Genomic DNA, 17,933 nt, shown 5'->3' with positions numbered 1-17,933 from the left:
TTTTGTTTATATTCATAAAGTTAGTTTATTTAGCATTATAATGCATAAATTAATACGCACCAGTATAGCGCATAATGCACAATATTGGTGCGCAAGTAAGGCTTTAGAATAACGTCATAAAAATATAACGAACAAAAAACAATCAGGTCTTTCTTAATCCAACTCAAAAAGGTAGAATACGCCGCTATTTTTCACAAAACCCCTTGGACGGGTTTCATTCCCGGACAACTACAGGCAGTTCTTAATGACAATTCAGGTATTTGATATAGAAAAATTACGCAACATCGCGATTATCGCGCACGTTGACCATGGTAAAACCACCCTAGTCGACAAGTTGTTGCAACAATCTGGCACTTTAGAAAGCCGTGGCGAAATAGAAGACCGTATTATGGATTCCAACGATCTTGAAAAAGAACGTGGTATTACTATCCTCGCCAAGAACACCGCGGTTAACTGGCAAGATTACCGTATCAACATTCTGGACACACCAGGCCACGCCGATTTCGGTGGTGAAGTTGAACGCGTACTTTCTATGGCAGACTCGGTATTGTTAGTGGTTGACGCCGTTGACGGTCCAATGCCTCAAACTCGATTTGTTACGCAGAAAGCCTTCTCTCATGGTTTGAACCCTATTCTTGTTATCAACAAAGTTGACCGTCCGGGCGCACGCCCTGACTGGGTAATGGATCAGGTATTCGACTTATTCGATAACCTGGGCGCTACTGACGAACAGCTGGACTTTCCGGTAGTTTACGCATCAGCGCTTAACGGCTGGGCATCATTAGACATAGAAGATCAAGACGGCGACATGACGCCATTGTTCGAAACTATCGTTAGTAAGGTAAGCCATCCCGATGCTGACCCTGAAAGCGACCTGCAAATGCAGGTGTCACAGCTTGATTACTCAAGCTACTTAGGCGTTATTGGTATTGGTCGTGTTACCCGCGGTAGCGTTAAAGTTAACCAGCAGGTGACTATTGTTGGAGCCGACGGCAAAGAACGTAACGGCAAAATTGGTAAAGTCTTTAGCTACCTGGGTCTTGACCGCATTGAAGCGGACAAAGCTGCAGCAGGCGACATCTGCGCAATTACCGGTCTGGGCGAGCTAAAAATCTCCGACACCGTGTGTGCAGTTGGTAAAGCTGAAGCTATGAAGCCACTGACAGTTGACGAGCCAACAGTAACTATGACCTTCCAGGTAAACACCTCTCCTTTCGCAGGTAAAGAAGGTAAGTTTGTTACTTCTCGTCAAATTCTTGAACGTTTGCAGCAAGAGCTGGTTCATAACGTAGCATTACGCGTTGAAGAGACTGACAACCCGGATCGTTTCCGCGTATCTGGCCGTGGTGAGCTTCACTTAGGTGTTCTTATTGAAAACATGCGTCGTGAAGGTTTTGAATTAGCCGTTTCTCGTCCAGAAGTTATCATCAAGTACGAAGATGGTAAGAAAATGGAACCTTATGAAACCATGACGGTTGATATTGAAGAGCAGCATCAGGGCGCCGTAATGGAAAAATTAGGCTTGCGTAAAGCTGAAATGACCAACATGACACCAGACGGTAAAGGTCGCGTTCGCGTTGATTTTGAAGTACCAAGCCGTGGTTTGATTGGCTTCCAGACAGAATTCATGACACTGACTTCAGGTACTGGCCTTATGTACCATACGTTTGACCACTACGGTCCGCACAAAGGCGGAACCATCGGTCAGCGTAGCAACGGTGTACTGATTTCAAATGCTCAGGGTAAAGCTCTGACTTACTCACTGTTTAACCTGCAGGAACGCGGTAAGTTATTTGCATCACACGGTGATGAAGTTTATGAAGGCCAAATCATCGGTATTCATAACCGTTCAAACGACCTGACAGTAAACTGTCTGAAAGGTAAGCAGTTAACCAACGTTCGTGCATCAGGTACTGATGAAGCACAAACGCTGAGTACGCCAATTCGTTTAACGCTGGAACAGGCGCTTGAGTTTATCAACGATGATGAGCTGGTCGAAGTGACACCAGAGTCTATTCGTATTCGTAAACGCGCACTGACAGAAAACGATCGTAAACGTTTAGGTCGTGAGCCGAAAAACGGTTAATAGACGACTAAGTCTTTAATCAAAGAAGCCCGCTACATTTAGCGGGCTTTTTTATGTCTGAAATTCAGCTAAAAGCTAACCGGCGCTGAGCAATTCCGGTTGCGGCAGCACGAAATAGAAAATCGAAAAGAAGTGGAAAACACTGCCAGCCAGCACGAACAAATGCCAGATAGCATGGTGATATGGCAACGACTTCCATACATAAAAAATAACGCCCAGCGTATAAGCTAAACCACCGGCAACAAGCAGCATTAATCCACCACTGTCTACGTTATCAATCATCGGTTTAATGGCAATTAATGCCATCCACCCCATTCCCAGGTATAAGCTAAGCGATAGCCACTTAATTCGTTTTTTCACACCCAATTCAAGAAACACACCCAAAAGAGCAATGCCCCAGGCTACACTCAACAGCGTCCAGCCCCATGCGTCTCTTAAGTTAATTAAAGCAAATGGCGTATAGGTACCGGCAATTAGAATATAAATAGCAGCATGATCAAGCTGTTGGAAGACCGCTTTTATTCTTGGCCAGGGAAACGCATGATATAACGTTGAGGCGGTATAAAGCAGAATAAGGCTGGCACCATAGATACTCGCAGCGACAACGTGCCAGGCATCACCATAAGCGGCAGCCCAGACCAACATGAAAACTAAGGCAACAATGCTCAAAACAGCACCAACGCCATGAGTTAACGCATGAGCCACCTCTTCCTTTACGGTGTAAGCTTTATCCAGACTCATCCTCTCTCTAGTCCCGGCGTTTCATAGCCTTTGCTAATGTTCTTAAGAGCCCGTATAAATTGGTCGTACTGTCTCTCATTGTCGTATTTCAGGTTGTAAGAATTATGAAACTGCAGGGTAAGCGTAACCCCATGCCCTTCCAGAAAGACCGTATAACCGTCGTGGTCGGTATAAGCTTCTATGCCGTCTAAATAATGGCGACCCTGACGAGCTTCACCATGAGTGTGTATCTTTTCGTACGCATCCAACATCAGTTTGTTATCAAGTTCGTTTTTCATCACACACCTCAGCGTTTTTAACTAAATGTATACCCTTATTATTAGGGTCGAATGTCCATTCGACAACCGCTTTTCCCTATTTGTTTTAAAATCCTTGTATCAGAATATACATACATAGGTGCATGATTAGACAAAAACCGTTATAATAATGAACGGATGTTAAGAAATAGGAGCCCGAAATGGTTCGACGCACAAAAGAAGACGCAATGGAGACCCGCGCCAAGTTGTTAGATGCTGCTGAAGCTTTATTCAGCGAAAAAGGTGTGACTCAAACGTCAATGATGCAAGTGGCAGAGAAAGCAGGCGTCACTCGCGGTGCAATTTACCATCATTTTGAGAATAAAATGGACTTGATTGAGTCTCTCATGGGGCGCGTTAAGCTGCCGTTTGATGAAATGCGGGAACAAGTTGCTGAAGGCTCCGAATTTGATCCATTAATTGAAGTCAAAGAACGCTCTAAAGAGTTTATTCGCCGTGTTCAGGACGATGATCAGGTACGCTCCTTAGCCAGTATTCTTTTACACAAATGTGAATACATTGACGAAGTAAACCCTATCAAATTAAGACATATAAGCGGCCGCAACGAGTGTATTTGCGACGTCGAAAAGCTTTTTGAAACTGCGATAAAAAGCAATGAACTTGCACCAACAGTCCACTCCCGCGTGGCGGTTATTGGTTTATTCTCTCTGGTCGACGGCCTTATTTACAACTGGCTACTCGCGCCTGATTACTTTCCTCTGGTTGAGTATGGCAACCAGGCTATCGATAGCTACGTTAATGGCTTAAAACGTTAAGGCTCATTACTGTCACCGCGGCTACGGCGCCAGCCACTGTATTTCCGATGCACGCCGCGGGTCAAAGACTGAAAAGTGTCCTCCAGTAAATCAACACCCAGCAGTACACCAACAATAACCAACGACAGCACGATACCAACTCCGTACATACCAAGACCAACCGCAATACCGATGGCTGCCAGCGCCCAAATAGTTGCAGCGGATGTGACACCAACCACAACGCCGTCCCGTGCCAGCATAACCCCGGCGCCAAGAAAGCCGATGCCAGTAATAATTTGGCCTATAACCCGCGATGGGTCACCACTTTCGCCAACTGCTGAAGAACCACCAACCAAAAACAAATAGGTTCCTAAGATGATGAGTGCCGCAGTCCTTATACCAACGGGCTTTCCTCTAACCTGACGCTCCAGCCCCACAATGGCACCACATAGCAGTGCGGTGCCTATGCCATTCCATGAGTAAGGGCCTAACTCTTCAACAACTTGCCAGTCAATCACTAACCAGCCTCTCCTTGTTCTAGAAATTGCATCAGAAAACTTTCATCCATTGCCGCAATAGCCTCATCGCTGGCCTTAGGGCAACTCGCGCACAAAGGCGCCGTCCAGGCCTGAACATTGGCAAGAATATCGCGTAAATGACTTACGGCTCGCAAGCCGCCTAAACCGCCGGGTGAAGCTGCGGCCAATAACACCGTTTTACCAGCCCAGGCCTGACTATCAAGTCGTGATACCCAGTCAATTGCATTTTTTATCAGCGGCGACACCGATGAATTATATTCCGGACTCACCAGAACAACTTTCGATGCTGACTGAATTTTCTCACCTAAGCTTTTCATCGACTCAGGCACTCCATCGGCGGCTTCTAAGTCACCATGGTAAATCGGCGCGTCCAGAGCATCAGCATCAACCAGCTCATAGCGAATACCATGTTTATCAGCCACTTCGGCTAAGCGGTGTTTCAGTTTGGTATTAAGCGAATCCTTGCGGCGGCTACCACCAATAAATAAAACGGTCATATTATCTCCTGCTCATTAAGATTGAGAGTCTTTCATAGCTTCAATAAAGCGGTTCGACTCGGTTACGGCCGCTTCCATATCTTTTATTAATACGGAAATATCGCTTTGCAGATTACTGAATTCACCACGAATAGCGTCAATCGCCTTGGCGTTCAGGTTATGCTTAAGATAAAGCACGTTATCCTGCATTTTATCCAGAACCGGCTGCATCTTATCTGCCGCGCGTTCCATAACCCTAAGCAGTTCAGCATAGCGACGCTCAGTTTCACGCAACTGTCGCTCACTTTCACGACGCATGTTGTCGTTACTGTATTCACCCAGCTCTTCGCTCCACTCGTCGAATAAGTCATTAGCTACTTCATCAACTTCGTCGATACGGTTGCGAACGCTCTCTGCTGCTGATTTACTGTCTTCGTAATCATCAAGCAACGCATTGTATTGTTTTTCCAGGTTACCGCCATCAATATCCAGCATGGCGTCCAGCCGCTCTAGCGCTGAACGAAACTCTTCCTGAGCATCGGTTTGCGAGTCGCGCGCATCGTCCACTCTATCGACCAGAATATCGCGCTTTTCTACGCCGAATTTTTCCATAGTGCCGTAGTAAGCACTTTGACATGCTGACAGCATGAAGGCCGCTACCAACGGCAATGTCCATTTTCTCATTTGTCACCTCGTGCAGCTTTAATAATACGTTCGTCGCGTTTGTCCCGATGATAACCATGCACCGCAATAATAGCGTGAAGTATAGCGATAATGTAAAGAGCGCCCAGAGCACCAAGCGAAACAATAAACAGCACCACGCCGACAATGGCGATAATGGCATTGAATATCGCCTGAAAGATTTTACCGGTAAGTAAAATTGCGATGGGCGGAAGCAAAATAGCTAAAATATATAACATAGTGTTCTCCTTGCACTTAACATGCCTCTTACCAATTAAGAGACATTCCTTTTAAAAAAGCAAACTAAATCAGTAAGGTAAACGGCTACCATCCCAGTGCCATAACGCTCCGGTATGTTCCGGTTTTAAGTTTTTCACAACAGCTACAATGCGCTCTGCAGAGAGTTCAGGTGAATACAGTTTGTCGGTGGATATTCGCTCCTGGAAAGGTTCCGACAAACGGGTATCCGTTGTGCCCGGATGTATTGCTGCCACCGTCAGGTTTTTATGAGTACGTTTTAACTCTATTGAAGCTGTTTTCAATAGCATGTTTAGCCCGGCTTTGCTTGAGCGGTAGGCATACCAGCCGCCTAAATAGTTGTCCTCAATACTGCCGACTTTTGCTGACAACTGTACCCAAAAGCGGGTCTTCTTTCTGTCAAGAATTGGCAAAAAAGCTTTAAGCGCCAGCATCGGTTTCACTGCGTTAACGGAAAATAACTTATTCAAATTATCTGCCGTTATATCGGTCAGTTTTTTCTCCGGAAAGGTTTCTTCGTCATGCAACATACCTATAGTTGATACGACGCCACTTAGCTGCTCACCCTTATTTTTAAACTCACGCACCCAGTCGCCAAGCGCTTTCTCATCATAGTCTTCTACTTGGCAATAGGTTACATCTGTCGATTCTGGTACCGAAACCTCAGGCTGCCGCGACAGCGCGAATATCGTTTCATCAGGGTATTGCTCGCGTAGTTCCAGAGTAATTGCCCGGCCTAATCCACCACCGGCACCTAATACCACCATTGCCATTTGCACTGCTCTCTATCATGATAGTTATTACGTTCCTACGTGAATAAAACTGGATTAGCTCAATACACCATGAAGCAAATTGAATGGAAATCGTATTTCAACCACACCTTAGGCTTTCTAAAGTACTTTGGGCAAAGGTTTAACAGCGACAATACCAATATTACCGCAGGCCACCTGACCTACGTCAGTATGCTGTCGCTGGTGCCTCTGCTAGTCGTTATGTTTACGGTTTTTTCAGCTTTCCCTATGTTTGAAGAGTTGCAGGAAAACCTGGAACAGGCAATATTTGCTAACTTACTCCCTACCTCGGGTGAACAACTGGAGGAGTATCTTAACGAGTTTGTGACTAATGCCTCCAAGATGACAGCAATTGGTGTCGGTTTCCTGTTTATTGTCGCCATTATGCTCATGTCGGCCATTGATAAGGCGCTGAATAATATCTGGCGGGATTCAAGCAAGCGCCATTGGTTGGTCTCTTTTGCTGTGTACTGGATGCTGCTTACATTGGGGCCGGTTCTGATCGGCTCTGGGCTCGCCGCAACCTCGTACTTTATTTCACTCAGTCAGTTCGCCGACGAATACGTATCCGGCGTGCAAAATTTTGTGCTGTGGTTTGTTCCAGTTATCACTTCTTTTGTGTTCTTTGTGTTGATGTATCAGCTGGTACCAAATCGTCAGGTTAAGTTTCGTTATGCGGCCTTTGGGGCGGTTATTGCGGCGCTCCTGTTCGAACTGAGTAAGCAATTATTCTCCCTGTACATTACCTTTTTCCCGACTTATCAGGCTATTTATGGCGCACTGGCAACCATCCCAATTCTTATCGTATGGATATATCTGTCATGGTCAATCGTACTCATTGGTGCCGTTTTAACTGTGAGTTTAGAGGAATATCAGTTACAGCAGCCTGAGTCGAAGTCTGATTGACCTGCTTTGAATTTTCACCGACCATAGCCGTTCTGTCTTTGAAAGGTATGTACTCATGATCGGACTCATTCAGCGCGTTAGCCGTGCCAAAGTTACTGTTGCCGATGAACTGGTCGGTTCTATCGGGCCAGGGCTGTTAATCTTATTAGGTGTTGAACACAAAGACGACGAAGCCAGTGCAGCCAAATTAGCTCAACGCATAGCCAATTATCGCGTATTTAGTGACGCTGAAGATAAAATGAATGATAGTGTTATCGATGCGCAGGGCGAAGTTTTAGTGGTTTCTCAATTCACCTTAGCAGCCGATACTCGTAAAGGTCGGCGTCCCAGCTTTTCTTCAGCGGCAACGCCCGACCAGGCCCTGCATTTATATCAGTTTTTTTGTGAACAAATGTCGGCGCAAGGCTTGCCGGTAGAAACCGGACGTTTTGCAGCAGATATGCAGGTTGAGTTGGTCAATGACGGCCCGGTCACATTTGAATTGAAGGTATAACACCTATGTATCGCGTCATTACTCCGGAAACAGACGAACAACTCGAACGTTATTACTACCTTCGCTGGCGGGTTCTGCGCGAGCCTTTTCAACGCCCTTTAGGCTCTGAACAAGACGAGTACGACCAGGTTGGTCATCACCGAATGGTGGTAAATGAAGCAGAGGAACCCGTCGCGGTCGGGCGGCTCCACTTTAATAGCCCGGAAGAAGCCCAAATACGTTTTATGGCGGTTGCGCCGGAGTACCGTGGGGAAGGGCATGGGGTTGCTATTATCTACGCTCTTGAGCTTGCTGCGCGAAAAGAAGGCGCAACACATGTCGTGATCAACTCACGCGACAACACTATTGGCTTTTACAAGAAATGTGGTTACGACGTAGCGGAAGAAGCCGATACCGTAAATAACCCCATGGCAGAACATCATTTACGTAAGTCCTTCACTGAGTACAACCGCATTATTTATCGGCCTGAATGGTGCACCGAACTACAGAAAACCTGGCAGGAAGACATTCCTATTTCCGATGCCATGGGCATTAAAATTCATCAGTATACGGGTCGTGTATTCGAAACCCGCGCGGTACTCTCGCGAAACATTAATGTACACGGCACCATGTTTGCCGGCAGCATTTACTCACTGGGTACTTTAACCTGCTGGGGGTTGCTGCATTTACAGTTGTTAGAGCGGGAACTGGAAGGGGCAGTGGTATTAGGTGATGGTAACATTCATTACCACAAACCGGTTACCCAGGAACCCAGGGCAATAGCACGGTTAAGCGACGTTACCGGTGACTTCTCCGCGTTAAAGCAGGGGAAAAATGCCCGTTTAACACTAAAAGCGCAAATATTAGATGAAGAGCAGCCGGTAGCAGAATTTACCGGCCGCTTTGTGGTTTTAGCAAAGCGGGATTAACCCCGCAATTTTAAGTCTCGGACAGAATATGCGGTAGTTGCACCACTGCCGCTAACTCGCCATTTTGAATCAGGTCGCTAGCCGCTTTAATATCAGGCGCAAAGAAACGGTCTTCAGCATAATAAGCCACTTGCTCACGCAAACAGTTAAACGCAGTTTCAACCGCAGCCGCACCTTTTAAAGGACGACGGAAGTCCAGACCCTGAGCTGCTTCTAACCACTCAATAGCAATAATGTCGCTGACGTTTTTAGCAATGTCCGTTAATCGGCGCGCTGCAAAGGTTGCCATCGACACATGGTCTTCCTGGTTAGCAGAAGTTGGCAGGCTATCCACCGAAGCGGGATGCGCCAGGGTTTTGTTTTCTGACGCCAATGCTGCAGCGGTAACCTGCGCCAACATAAAGCCTGAGTTTACTCCGCCATCATTCACCAAAAACGCGGGCAACTTGCTTAAATGGCTGTCTATGAGCAGGGCACTACGACGCTCTGACAAGGCACCAATTTCGCTGGCAGCAATGGCCAGAATATCGGCTGCCATAGCGACAGGCTCTGCGTGGAAGTTACCACCGGAAATAATATCCTGCTCTTCGCTGAACACCAGTGGGTTGTCAGTAACACCGTTGGCTTCGCGCACTAAAATACCCGAGGCATGCTCAATTTGGTCTAGCACCGCACCCATTACCTGAGGCTGACAACGCAGAGAATACGGGTCCTGCACTTTCTCGCAGTTCTCGTGGTCTTTAGCAATTTCAGAGCTGTCAGTCAGCACGTGACGCAGCATTTCGGCGGCTTTAATTTGCCCCGGCTGTCCACGCACGGCGTGTACACGTTCGTCAAACGGCGCACGCGAACCCATTGCCGCTTCCACAGAGGTCGCACCCACCACAATGGCTGCATGGTAATTACGCTCAATTCGGAACAGGCCTGCCAACGCTAATGCTGTTGATGCCTGAGTACCGTTTAACAGAGCCAGACCTTCTTTCGGTGCCAGTTCAAAGGGCTCAATACCCGCTATTCTTAAACCTTCCTCAGCGTTTAGTACCTCGCCATTGTGACGAACTGTACCTTCACCCACTAACGGCAACACCATGTGAGCCAGTGGTGCTAAATCACCAGATGCGCCCACTGAACCTTTTTCCGGAATGCAGGGGTACACTTCGGCGTTTAACAGTTTTATCAGCGCATCAACCAACACCGGACGCACACCCGAAAAGCCACGCGACAGAGAGTTAATTTTCAACAACAACATTAACCGCACCACGGCGTCTTCCATTAAATCGCCGGTTCCCGCAGCGTGCGATAACACAATACGACGCTGCAGATCAGTCAGACGCTCAGGTGGAATACGAGTATTCGCCAACAGCCCAAAACCGGTATTAATACCGTAAACCACTCGCCCCTGCTCCAGCACATCCGCCACGGTTTTTGCCGAGGTCGCAATGTTGTCTTTCGCTTCATCAGACAGCTTCAGTGTCTGATGCTGATAAAACCAGTTGCGCAGTTCGCTTAACTGCAACTGTCCTGGCTGTAATTCAAAATGACTCATGCAACCTCCTTACTTCGTATCCAGCATAGGTAAATCAAGCCCTTGTTCACGGGCGCAGTTTTTCGCAATATCGTATCCGGCGTCGGCATGACGCATAACGCCAGTGCCCGGATCGTTCCACAGCACCCGGCCTAACCGTTTGTCAGCTTCTTCAGTACCGTCGGCGACAATCACCACACCGGCGTGCTGTGAGTAACCCATGCCCACACCACCACCATGGTGCAGGCTCACCCAGGTCGCGCCGCCTGCTGTATTCAGCAAAGCATTTAGCAGCGGCCAGTCCGATACCGCATCAGATCCGTCCTGCATAGCTTCGGTTTCGCGATTAGGGCTGGCAACTGACCCAGAATCCAGGTGATCACGACCAATAACCACCGGCGCTTTCAGCTCGCCGCTTTTCACCATGTCGTTAAACGCACGGGCAATGCGGGCACGGTCTTTGAGGCCAATCCAGCAAATACGGGACGGCAAGCCCTGGAAGCTAATGCGTTCTTTGGCCATATCCAGCCAGTTGTGCAGGTGCTCATTGTCCGGAATCAGTTCTTTGACTTTCTGGTCGGTTTTGTAAATGTCTTCCGGGTCACCCGAAAGCGCAACCCAGCGGAACGGGCCAATACCTTCACAGAACAGCGGACGAATATAAGCCGGAACAAATCCGGGGAAATCAAAGGCGTTATCCACACCCACGTCTTTGGCCATCTGGCGAATGTTGTTGCCGTAATCCAGTACCGCGGCGCCTTCTTTCTGGAAGTGCAGCATAGCGCGCACCTGTACCGCCATGGATTCTTTCGCAGCATTTACCGTACCGGTGGCATCGCTTTCCTGCTTGGCTTTGTATTCTTCCAGAGTCCAACCTTGTGGCAAATAGCCATGCAGAGGGTCATGCGCAGACGTTTGGTCAGTGACCACATCCGGCGTTACGCCCCGCTGCTGCAATTCCGCATAAACGTCAGCGGCGTTACCCAATAAGCCCACTGAAATCGCTTCGCCTTTCGCCATGGCGTCGTTAATCAGTTTTAACGCATCGTCTAAGTTAGTGGCTTTATGGTCCACATAACCGGTGCGCAAACGGAAATCGATACGTGACTCGTCACATTCAACAGCCAGCATACAAAAACCGGCCATGGTTGCCGCCAATGGCTGCGCACCACCCATACCACCAAGACCACCAGTAAGTACCCACTTACCTTTCGCATCACCGTTAAAGTGCTGACGCGAAACCGACCCAAAGGTTTCGTAAGTGCCCTGCACAATGCCTTGTGAACCAATGTAAATCCAAGAGCCCGCGGTCATCTGGCCGTACATCATCAGGCCTTTCTTATCGAGTTCGTTAAAGTGCTCCCAATTCGCCCATTCCGGCACCAGGTTAGAGTTCGCAATCAATACACGAGGCGCATCTTCATGCGTCGGGAAAACACCCACCGGCTTACCGGACTGAATCAGCAGCGATTCGGTGGGTTTCAAGCGCTCTAAAGTTTCAATAATTTTGTCATAGCATTCCCAGCTGCGCGCTGCACGACCAATTCCGCCGTAAACAACCAGCGCCTGTGGATGTTCGGCAACTTCGTCATCCAGATTGTTCATTAGCATCCGCTTTGCAGCTTCAACCTGCCAGTTGCAGGTGGTTAGCTCGGTTCCATGAGGTGCGCTAATTTTGCGACTTCTATCCAAACGGGTGAATGACATAACTTACTCCTTAAAAGTTAAATGGCCGCCTAACTTAAAGCGGGAACCCGGATGGGTCAGAGTGGCGAAAGTCACCACGCCACCAGAGCTCCAGGTGCGGCGCAAAATTCTGAGACAAGGTTCGTGACGGTCGATACTTAAGTATTGGCAGAGAGTATTGACCGGCAGAATGGCTTCAATTTGATGACTGGCTTCGGTAAGCGGGCTGACCACGCATAAATATTCGTGCGGAGTCACCTTGCTGTAATCCTGCTTAAGGTAATCGGGAACCAGTTTCGGGTTAACAAAACGCTCTTCCAGCTGCACCGGCAGGTCGTTTTCGAAGTGGGTGATTAACGAATGAAACACCGGACTACCTTCTTCCAGCTCCAGCGCTTCAGCTACCTGAGTCGAGGCCGGCTGTTCTTTCAGCAGATGAACTTTGGCCCGATAGTCGTGACCTCGTGAACGCACTTCATCGGCAATATTGCGAATGGCCATAAATGAGGTTTGTGACTTAATTGGCGCAACGTAGGTACCAGAGCCCTGGGTGCGAATGACCAGACCTTCGTCGGCCAGTTCCTGTAGCGCGCGCCTGGCCGTCATTCGACTGACAGAAAACTGCGCCGATAAAGCGTTTTCTGAACTGACAGGGTGGTTTTCAGGCCACTCACCGGATTCTATCTTCAGATAAATGTGCTGTTTTATCTTTGAGAACTTGTTCATCCCGACCCCAACATGTAAATGACATGATTCGATGTTTTGAGGCTAAAAGTCTAGTTCAGAATAATTGTATATACAAGCAGCTTTTGCTACTCTTTTATCAGAACCAACCTTAAAGGACTGTTATGCAACGCATAGAAAATATCAACGCAGCGACAATGACGGATGATAAGGGTTATGGCCTTATCCAGGACGCTACAGTCATTATTAATAAGGGCAAAATTGAATTTGTGGGTGCCGCTTTTGACGCCCCCGCTACCCCGACTGCGGAAGTGATTGACGGTAACGGCGGCCTGCTGACTCCCGGGTTAATTGATTGTCACACTCACCTGGTTTGGGCCGGGTCCCGCGCTAACGAATTCGCGCAACGTCTGCACGGTGCCAGCTACCAGGAAATTGCCGAGCAGGGCGGTGGTATCAAAAGTACCGTTAAAGCCACCCGCGAAGCCTCCGCAGAAGAGTTACTGGAACTGGCTTTAGAGCGCGCAGAAACGCTTATGTCGCAAGGGGTGACGACCATAGAAGTGAAGTCCGGTTACGGACTGGACTTAGAAAACGAGCGCAAACAGTTGACCGTGGCTCGCCAGCTCGCCGAGCAGCTACCGGTCAACATTAAAACGACGTTGCTGGCCGCGCACGCGGTGCCCGAAGAGTTTAGTGAGAACGCCGACGGCTATATTGAAGAAATTATTCAAAACATTTTACCCACACTGGCTAATGAAGGCCTGGTCGACGCCGTTGACGCCTTTTGTGAAAGCATTGGATTTAGTCCGGCACAAACCGAAAAAGTGTTTAAAGCGGCAAAAGAGTTAGGACTACCAATTAAGCTTCACGCCGAGCAAATCACCAATCAGAAAGGTGCCAAGCTGGCCGCGGACTATCAGGCTTTATCGGCTGATCATCTTGAGCAACTGGATGAAGAGGGTGTGAAAGCCATGGCTGAAAATGGCACTGTGGCGGTGTTATTGCCCGGCGCATTTTACTTCCTGCGTGACACGCAAAAACCGCCGGTTGAGTTACTGCGAAAACATGCTGTACCCATGGCTATTGCCACCGACGCAAACCCGGGTTCATCGCCGATTCACAACCTACCGTTAATGCTGCAAATGGCTGCAACCTTCTTCCACATGACGCCGGAAGAGTGTCTGCGGGGCGTTACCGTCAATGCAGCAAAAGCATTAGGCGAGAACCAGCGCGGCGTTATTGCAGAAGGCTGTTACGCAGATTTAGCACTCTGGAATTGCAAAGACGCCGCTGAGCTCACTTACCAGTTTGGCGTGAACCCGTTAAAAACCTTGTGGTTTAACGGCGTCGCTCACGACCGTGTAAATAAGCCGTGGTCAGCTCGCTAAGCAACTGTCCGCATATTTTCATACCTTCGTCGAAGCCTGCACTGCACAATGACGGCGCGGCTTCGGCAAGGTGTAAATAACGCGCTTCGTTCACCTCAGCTAAACGCTTAACGTACTGAAAACCCTGGCCCAGACTTAAGCCAACATAGTTTACAGCACTAGCCGGTACGGCATTTAATGCATCAACGTCTACCTCAATACCAAGAGGTCGCTGCCAGGACACGGCTTTCGAGACTACTTCGTCCATTACCTCGACAAATGAACGCTCATATAAGCGGTGCAGGGTATGGTAACGCATTCCCGCATCCTGCAGCTGACGCAGACTACTGGCTGAGTTCTTACCCTGATGCAGACCAACAATATGATAAAACTCCAGCGCGCCTTCCATATAAGCGTAACTAAAGCCATTGCCCGAATGACGGCCTTCGCGCGGACGGAAATCTGCATGAGGGTCTAAATTGACCGCACCACAAGCTTCCTTTGTCACTTTATGTAAGCTTTTCAGTAGCGGATACGCATTATTGTGCCCCCCGCCGATAACAATGACCTCAAAACCCTGCTCGAACAACGGTGTCAGAATTTTCTCGACGCGGGCATCAACCTGCGCACAAAGCTCACGTAAGGTAGCGAGATCATGAGCGTCTGCAGCATCGAGTTCAGCTGCCTTTTCGTTTAAGTCGTCGCAATTAACCGCTCCAACCAGCAACAATTCGTGCGTAGAAAGTAGGCCGGTTTTTTGCAGGTTTAAGAAGCTTTTCAAAAAAGCCTGCCAGCCGTCATCGGCGCCAGCGCGACCAAGGTTAGCTCGCACCCCAATACTTTCGGGAATACCCACTAGCGCTACGCGCTGACCGTCTTCCCAGGCTTCCGCCAGACTCTCTTCGTAAGTACCCTCTTCAGAGAGCCCCCGAATAGCCTGACCAATTTTAGTTTCCTGCTCACGTACCGTGACCCATTTTGCCGGGTCGGTCAGTTCTAAGTAAGAGATGTCACTCATCATTCAATATCTAATGGTTCCGGAGACAAGATAACGCCAGTAGTATCGATATAAAGGTGGTCTTCCGGCAGAAAAGTCACACCGCCAAAGTTTACCGGCACGTTCAGCTCACCCACGCCTTCGCTAATAGCTCCAACCGGAATAGAAGCAACGCCCAGAATACCAATATCCAGCTCTTCCAGCGCGTCGACTTCGCGCACGGCACCGTAACAGACAATGCCTTCCCAGTCGTTATCCATGGCTTGCTCAGCAATGGCTGCATCAACCAGAGCGCGGCGTGATGAACCACCACCATCAATCAATAGAATCTTCCCACCACCGTCGCCGGCAATGGTTTCCTCAATAAGCCCTTTGTCTTCATGGCACTTGATAATAACTAAACTTCCGCCAAAAGAGCTGCGGCCTCCGTAAGACTCAAACATGGGTTCAACCACATCGACCATATCGGGGTATAAATCGCAAAGTTCTGAAGTGTTGTATTCCATGATTGTATTCCTGACGTTGCTATAGCAGTAGCTGGCAGTATACCTGCTATCCGGTGCGGACAAAAGCAACCTGATAGCGGCAACGAAACCCTTGAATTATAGAATAAAAACCCGTTTAATCTAACTAACCATAATAATAATAAAGTGAATTGCTATTTTCATGCCCCAGCTCGACCTCATGACCAGTCTGGCTATAGAGACCTTTGCGCATTCAATACAGGCAGTTTTTCTGCTCGGATTTGCCGCTTTACTGATGTATTACCATAGATACTATCAACGTGATTATCTAGGTTACTGGGCTTTCGCCTGCTGTGCATTTGGTCCTGGAGAAATCATCAGAGCCTTTCTGGCCGGAAGCGCAATGGTCGCGCCCGAGTCTGCGCTTAGCTGGTCCAGTGGTTTACAAGGGGTCGCTTTAACTTGCCAGTACCTCGCCATTTCGTTTATTGCCCTGGGTGCCTCTTGTGCCGCTTTTAATAAAAAACCACAAAATTACTGGCAATATATAGCTTATGGGGTGTCACTGCTGGGCGGTATTATTTCCTATTTTTGGCTAGATCCCACCATAAGCGATGCAGGTAACACGCCCAATGCCGGATTTATGCGGTTTCTGGTCACTGGCTTAGCGTTAGTCGCCATCAGCTTGCTTATGTGGCGGAAATTAGGAGGCGGCATCGGCCCCAAACTGGTATCCGGTGGCTTTTTCAGCATTGGCTTTAAAAACTTTATTGTACTTGCTGCTATTTTCTTTTTGCCCGGCAACGCCATAGACTGGATCCTCAGCTTTCAGTCACTGCTCACCGTTATCCTCATTGCAGCCGTCATTGTCGGCATAATTATTTGGTTGCTGGAATCTGAGCGTAATACCGCCGTGCGCGCCATTCAAAGAGCTGAGTATCTGCACACCCATGACGCGCTGACCGGAGTCTCTAACCGTGATCAGCTGGTTAGTAAAATTCCTTTATTCATCGAGTATTGCCGCAGTAACAACCGTCAATTAACCATTATACTTGTTGGCGTCAGTCGCTTTAAAGTGGTTAACGAAAACATTGGTATTCGCGGTGGTGACCAGGTGTTAAAAGAAATTGCCCGACGCCTGCAGAACTTTCGCAAACAGCCTCTGGCGGTATCCCGTATCAGCGGCGATGTCTTCGCTCTTGCCTTTGATCATTTAAAAAGCCGCAGCCTTATAAAAGATTTAGCTACAGAGCTTCAGGACACACTTAGTAACCCCATTGAAGTGGGCGAAAAAACGCTGAATATCGCCGCGGGTATTGGTATTGCTCGCTACCCTCAGCACGGCAGTCGCTCGGAAGTTCTGCTGAATAAAGCAACCATTGCGCTGACTCAGGCGAAGCAATCACACCAGCCCAGTGTTACCGTTTATGAGCGGGGCATGGATGAGATGTATTCCCACCTGGTTGATATGGAGCCAATTTTGCGACGCGCGATGCGGGAGAATGAGTTCACCCTGTATCTTCAGCCGCAGTTTGATTTTGACCATCAACAGCTTTGCGGCTTTGAAGCCCTTATCCGTTGGCAACATCCTGATCGCGGCCTGCTGAGCCCGGCAGAGTTCCTGCCATATATAGAGCAGTTGGGACTTTCCACTGAGCTGGATGACTGGGTGCTAAACCACGCGGCGGCTATCCTCGCCTCGTGGAAACAAAAGTTTGGTCTCTGCTGGCCGGTAGCGGTGAATTTATCGGCGCCGCAATTTCAGCATTTCCAGTTAATCGAAAAAATGCAGCAACTGCTTGAAGACTACAGTATTTCGCCCGAATGGCTGGAGCTTGAGATTACTGAAAACGTTGCCATGTCAGATTTACACAACGGCATGAGTGTTATCCAGCGGTTGCGGGAAATGGGTTTTGGCATTTCTATTGATGACTTTGGTACCGGCCACTCTTCACTGGCTTACCTTCGCTCATTACCTATTAACAAAATTAAAATAGACCGCAGCTTTGTCAGCGAACTTCAGCAAAACAATAATGATGTCACCATTTTAAAAGCCATGATCCGGCTGTCTCACGGTCTGGGTAAACGCGTTATTGCCGAAGGAATTGAAACCGAAGAACAACAGGACATGTTGCAAAAGCTGGGTTGCGACATGATGCAGGGCTATTTTTATTCACCGCCAATGCGCCTGCAATTTGCTGAACAGTTTATTGAACGCCAAATTCAGGGCGACAAAAAGCCGTTGCCACCCGGAGAGTTTGCAACGGCTTTCTAGCT

At 48.4% G+C, this 17,933-nt stretch carries 19 protein-coding genes; 7 read left to right on the top strand and 12 right to left on the bottom strand.

What is annotated here, in order from left to right:
• The first annotated feature begins 244 nt into the window (after nt 1–244).
• The gene (typA, locus tag ACN0RF_RS10200; RefSeq protein WP_011235663.1) at nt 245–2,086 is read left to right on the top strand and encodes a translational GTPase TypA; all 1,842 of its coding nucleotides are present in this window, start codon (nt 245–247) and stop codon (nt 2,084–2,086) included.
• A gap of 75 nt (nt 2,087–2,161) precedes the next feature.
• Here typA and trhA read toward each other — a convergent pair whose 3' ends face one another.
• A complete protein-coding gene (gene trhA / locus ACN0RF_RS10195) occupies nt 2,162–2,827 on the bottom strand; it encodes a PAQR family membrane homeostasis protein TrhA (protein WP_417438919.1) in 666 nt (221 codons plus the stop codon).
• The gene (locus tag ACN0RF_RS10190; protein ID WP_153850151.1) at nt 2,824–3,105 is read right to left on the bottom strand and encodes a DUF3081 domain-containing protein; all 282 of its coding nucleotides are present in this window, start codon (nt 3,103–3,105) and stop codon (nt 2,824–2,826) included. The genes trhA and ACN0RF_RS10190 overlap by 4 nt, the downstream gene beginning before the upstream one ends.
• A 179-nt stretch (nt 3,106–3,284) precedes the next feature.
• On the opposite strand from ACN0RF_RS10190, the gene ACN0RF_RS10185 reads away from it, so the two are divergent.
• A complete protein-coding gene (locus ACN0RF_RS10185) occupies nt 3,285–3,899 on the top strand; it encodes a TetR family transcriptional regulator (RefSeq protein WP_417438918.1) in 615 nt (204 codons plus the stop codon).
• Here the strand turns inward: ACN0RF_RS10185 and ACN0RF_RS10180 are convergent.
• The 5 genes from ACN0RF_RS10180 to ACN0RF_RS10160 form a co-directional block, all read right to left on the bottom strand.
• The gene (locus ACN0RF_RS10180) at nt 3,896–4,396 is read right to left on the bottom strand and encodes an MgtC/SapB family protein (protein WP_417438917.1); all 501 of its coding nucleotides are present in this window, start codon (nt 4,394–4,396) and stop codon (nt 3,896–3,898) included. The genes ACN0RF_RS10185 and ACN0RF_RS10180 overlap by 4 nt on opposite strands.
• Nucleotides 4,396–4,914, bottom strand: coding sequence for an NADPH-dependent FMN reductase (locus ACN0RF_RS10175; protein WP_417438916.1), 519 nt, complete (start codon nt 4,912–4,914; stop codon nt 4,396–4,398). The genes ACN0RF_RS10180 and ACN0RF_RS10175 overlap by 1 nt, the downstream gene beginning before the upstream one ends.
• 15 nt (nt 4,915–4,929) lie before the next feature.
• Nucleotides 4,930–5,577: a DUF2959 domain-containing protein gene (locus tag ACN0RF_RS10170; RefSeq protein ID WP_417438915.1), complete on the bottom strand. Its 648-nt coding sequence runs from the start codon at nt 5,575–5,577 to the stop codon at nt 4,930–4,932.
• Nucleotides 5,574–5,813, bottom strand: coding sequence for a YqaE/Pmp3 family membrane protein (locus tag ACN0RF_RS10165; protein WP_417438914.1), 240 nt, complete (start codon nt 5,811–5,813; stop codon nt 5,574–5,576). Before ACN0RF_RS10165 ends, ACN0RF_RS10170 begins: the two co-directional genes overlap by 4 nt.
• Nucleotides 5,814–5,882: 69 nt before the next feature.
• A complete protein-coding gene (locus ACN0RF_RS10160; protein WP_417438913.1) occupies nt 5,883–6,605 on the bottom strand; it encodes an SDR family NAD(P)-dependent oxidoreductase in 723 nt (240 codons plus the stop codon).
• Nucleotides 6,606–6,674: 69 nt separating this feature from the next.
• Here ACN0RF_RS10160 and ACN0RF_RS10155 point away from each other — a divergent pair, with 69 nt between their 5' ends.
• From ACN0RF_RS10155 to ACN0RF_RS10145, 3 genes are read left to right on the top strand one after another with little or no spacing between them, the layout of a single operon-like run.
• Nucleotides 6,675–7,529, top strand: a complete 855-nt coding sequence (locus ACN0RF_RS10155) for a virulence factor BrkB family protein (protein WP_417439053.1) — start codon at nt 6,675–6,677, stop codon at nt 7,527–7,529.
• Between the two features lie 55 nt (nt 7,530–7,584).
• The gene (gene dtd / locus ACN0RF_RS10150) at nt 7,585–8,022 is read left to right on the top strand and encodes a D-aminoacyl-tRNA deacylase (RefSeq protein WP_417438912.1); all 438 of its coding nucleotides are present in this window, start codon (nt 7,585–7,587) and stop codon (nt 8,020–8,022) included.
• Nucleotides 8,023–8,027: 5 nt separating this feature from the next.
• Nucleotides 8,028–8,930 (top strand): YiiD C-terminal domain-containing protein, encoded by a 903-nt coding sequence (locus tag ACN0RF_RS10145; protein ID WP_417438911.1) that lies wholly within the window; start codon nt 8,028–8,030, stop codon nt 8,928–8,930.
• 10 nt (nt 8,931–8,940) lie between these two features.
• Here the strand turns inward: ACN0RF_RS10145 and hutH are convergent, their stop codons facing one another.
• Genes hutH through hutC form a run of 3 tightly spaced genes read right to left on the bottom strand, consistent with a single transcriptional unit; the run spans nt 8,941 to nt 12,867 of the window.
• Nucleotides 8,941–10,476 carry a histidine ammonia-lyase gene (gene hutH, locus ACN0RF_RS10140; protein WP_417438910.1) on the bottom strand — a complete coding sequence of 512 codons (1,536 nt, stop codon included), beginning with the start codon at nt 10,474–10,476 and terminating at the stop codon, nt 8,941–8,943.
• Nucleotides 10,477–10,485: 9 nt separating this feature from the next.
• Entirely contained in the window at nt 10,486–12,162 is a 1,677-nt protein-coding gene (gene hutU / locus ACN0RF_RS10135) for a urocanate hydratase (protein WP_417438909.1), read from the bottom strand.
• Between the two features lie 3 nt (nt 12,163–12,165).
• Nucleotides 12,166–12,867: a histidine utilization repressor gene (gene hutC, locus ACN0RF_RS10130; protein ID WP_417438908.1), complete on the bottom strand. Its 702-nt coding sequence runs from the start codon at nt 12,865–12,867 to the stop codon at nt 12,166–12,168.
• 122 nt (nt 12,868–12,989) lie between these two features.
• On the opposite strand from hutC, the gene hutI reads away from it, so the two are divergent.
• A complete protein-coding gene (gene hutI, locus ACN0RF_RS10125) occupies nt 12,990–14,216 on the top strand; it encodes an imidazolonepropionase (protein WP_417438907.1) in 1,227 nt (408 codons plus the stop codon).
• On the opposite strand, the gene ACN0RF_RS10120 is transcribed toward hutI, so the two are convergent.
• Both ACN0RF_RS10120 and rraA read right to left on the bottom strand, forming a co-directional pair.
• The gene (locus ACN0RF_RS10120; RefSeq protein ID WP_417438906.1) at nt 14,167–15,216 is read right to left on the bottom strand and encodes a formimidoylglutamase; all 1,050 of its coding nucleotides are present in this window, start codon (nt 15,214–15,216) and stop codon (nt 14,167–14,169) included. The two genes, hutI and ACN0RF_RS10120, sit on opposite strands and share 50 nt — an antisense overlap.
• On the bottom strand, nt 15,213–15,698 hold the full coding sequence (gene rraA / locus ACN0RF_RS10115; RefSeq protein WP_417438905.1) for a ribonuclease E activity regulator RraA: 486 nt from the start codon (nt 15,696–15,698) through the stop codon (nt 15,213–15,215). The genes ACN0RF_RS10120 and rraA overlap by 4 nt, the downstream gene beginning before the upstream one ends.
• 160 nt (nt 15,699–15,858) lie before the next feature.
• Between rraA and ACN0RF_RS10110 the strand changes: the two genes are divergently transcribed.
• Nucleotides 15,859–17,931, top strand: coding sequence for a putative bifunctional diguanylate cyclase/phosphodiesterase (locus ACN0RF_RS10110; RefSeq protein WP_417438904.1), 2,073 nt, complete (start codon nt 15,859–15,861; stop codon nt 17,929–17,931).
• Nucleotides 17,932–17,933 lie beyond the last annotated feature (2 nt).

The organism is Idiomarina sp. (assembly GCF_048260185.1).
Taxonomy (GTDB): domain Bacteria; phylum Pseudomonadota; class Gammaproteobacteria; order Enterobacterales; family Alteromonadaceae; genus Idiomarina.
Note: the sequence above shows the minus strand (reverse complement) of the source record. Positions and strands in the feature narration are given on the sequence as shown.